Below are 2,332 nucleotides of genomic sequence, written 5' to 3' on the forward strand. Positions count from 1 at the left end.
TATATCCGCAACGACATGTCAGAAGAAGCCAAAGCAGCAAACCGTCAATGGTTGTCAGTATTATGGGATCATTACAAACGCGACGTTGCAGAATTACGTCAGTTAACCGACGAAAACTTTGATGAAACATTAGAAGCATTTTTGACTAAGTTTAAAGATGCTGGCGGCGATTTTGCGCAATACGCGTTAAGCAACAAGCTAATTGACTCGGTGATGACCCACCAAGAGTTCGAAGCACATTTAAAAGCCAAATTAGAAACATCAGAACCAAACGTTATTGCCTTTAACGACTACCTTAACTTTGTTGGCCAACAATTAGTTATCCCTGCTCAAGACAAAGTAGCAATCGTTGTAGCCAACGGTACTATTTATGATGGTATTAAAAAGCCAGGCTCCGTTGGCGGTCATTCAACCGCTGAGCTATTGAAAATGGCTCGTGAAGACAAGTCTGTTAAGTCGGTTGTTTTACGTGTAAACAGCCCAGGCGGAAGTGTTTTTGCGTCGGAAGTAATTCGCAATGAAGTCGAAGCACTAAAAGCGGCTGGTAAGCCTGTTGTTGCATCAATGAGTAGTATGGCGGCTTCAGGTGGCTACTGGATTTCAGCTTCTGCTGACGAGATTTGGGCTTCTCCAACAACAATTACTGGCTCTATTGGTATTTTCGGTATGTTCATGACCTATGAAAATGCGCTTGGCCACATTGGTATCAATACTGATGGCGTTGGTACCACTGAATACGCTGGGTTCACCATGACTCGTGCCCTTCCTGAAAAACTAGGCCAAATCATTCAGTTATCAATTGAACAAGGTTATAACGAGTTCTTAACGCTTGTTGCGACCGAACGCAACATGACGGTTGAAGAAGTCGATCGCATTGCGCAAGGTCGTGTTTGGTCTGGTGAAACGGCAAAAGAACATGGACTAATTGATAACTTAGGTTATTTAGAAGATGCGATTGCTGCTGCTGCGCGTCTTGCTGAAATTGAAGACTACTCTGTAGAGACGATCAAAAAACCAGTGAAAGGTTTTGATAAAGTGATTCAAGAGTTATTGGGCGTCGCCAAAGTAACCTTTGGTTATGAACCTGAAGTCGCTCAACCTTCACAGCTAAAATCTGTTATTTCACGTGTGTTTAATCAAACGTCTGAGTGGTTGGAGTTCAACGATCCGAACCATGCTTATATTTACTGTATCGAATGTACTGCAGTAAAATAACACGATGAAAAAAAGAATATACATAGCTTATACCGGCGGTACGATTGGTATGAAGAAATCTCAACAGGGTTACATCCCTGTTGAGGGTTACATCACAGATGTAGTAAATACCCTACCAGAATTGTTCCGCGCTGAAATGCCAGAGTTTGTCATCAATGAGTATTGCCCGGTCATAGACTCCAGCAATATGAAACCAAGTGACTGGCAAACCATCGCCGATGATATCGCGTCTGTTTACGACGATTTTGATGGCTTTGTTGTCCTTCATGGCACCGACACCATGGCGTATACTGCCTCAGCGTTATCATTTATGTTAGACAATTTAGACAAGCCTGTCATTGTTACAGGCAGTCAAATCCCTTTATCTGAAATACGCTCTGATGGCCAAGCCAACTTACTTAATTCGCTTTATTTGGCAGCACATTACCCAATTGCAGAAGTCAGCTTGTTCTTTAATAACAAACTGTATCGAGGCAATCGCTCAACCAAAGCTGACTCAACAGGTTTTAACGCGTTTGAAAGCCCTAATTTTGAGCCATTAGCTACCGCTGGGATCCAAATCAAAGTCGAACAAGGCGAAGTCGTTAAGCCTGGTCAACAAGCCCGGCCATTAAGCATCAACCGTATTAAAGAACAGCCAGTTGGTGTCATCACGCTGTATCCAGGTATTAGCCACCAAGTTATCGCCAATATTCTATCACAGCCCGTCAACGCCCTTATCATTCAAAGTTATGGTGTTGGCAACGCGCCACAAGATCCTTTACTCATTGGTGAAATCTGCTCTGCACACCAACGAGAAATCTTAGTCATCAACCGCACCCAATGCTTCAGAGGCCAAGTCAATATGGACGGCTACGCCACTGGCCATGTGCTCAAGGACGCAGGCGCCCTATCCGCCTCCGACATGACACTAGAAGCCTGCCTGACTAAGTTACACTATGTACTTAGCCAAGACTTGAGTTATCAAGAACGACGTGACTTGTTTGTGACTAATTTGAAGGGTGAAAGAAGTGAATAAATGGATTAAAAAAATTAAAAAAGGTTTGTAACTCGCGGTCTGCTTCAGACAAGGAACGGTCCTTCAGGCTTCGTTCGGCCAACTGCCGCTATGTGCCAA

General features: G+C 43.7%; 2 protein-coding genes. Both read left to right on the forward strand.

Translation table 11 applies throughout. The features are described 5' to 3' along the window. Window positions 1-1,215: signal peptide peptidase SppA (gene sppA, locus AC4E96_RS09655; protein ID WP_490255665.1), on the forward strand; the 1,215-nt coding region annotated here is incomplete at its 5' end. 4 nt (window positions 1,216-1,219) lie between these two features. Beyond that, window positions 1,220-2,233, forward strand: coding sequence for an asparaginase (ansA, locus tag AC4E96_RS09660; RefSeq protein ID WP_490255666.1), 1,014 nt, complete (start codon window positions 1,220-1,222; stop codon window positions 2,231-2,233). Window positions 2,234-2,332 lie beyond the last annotated feature (99 nt).

The organism is Psychrosphaera sp. (assembly GCF_982872775.1).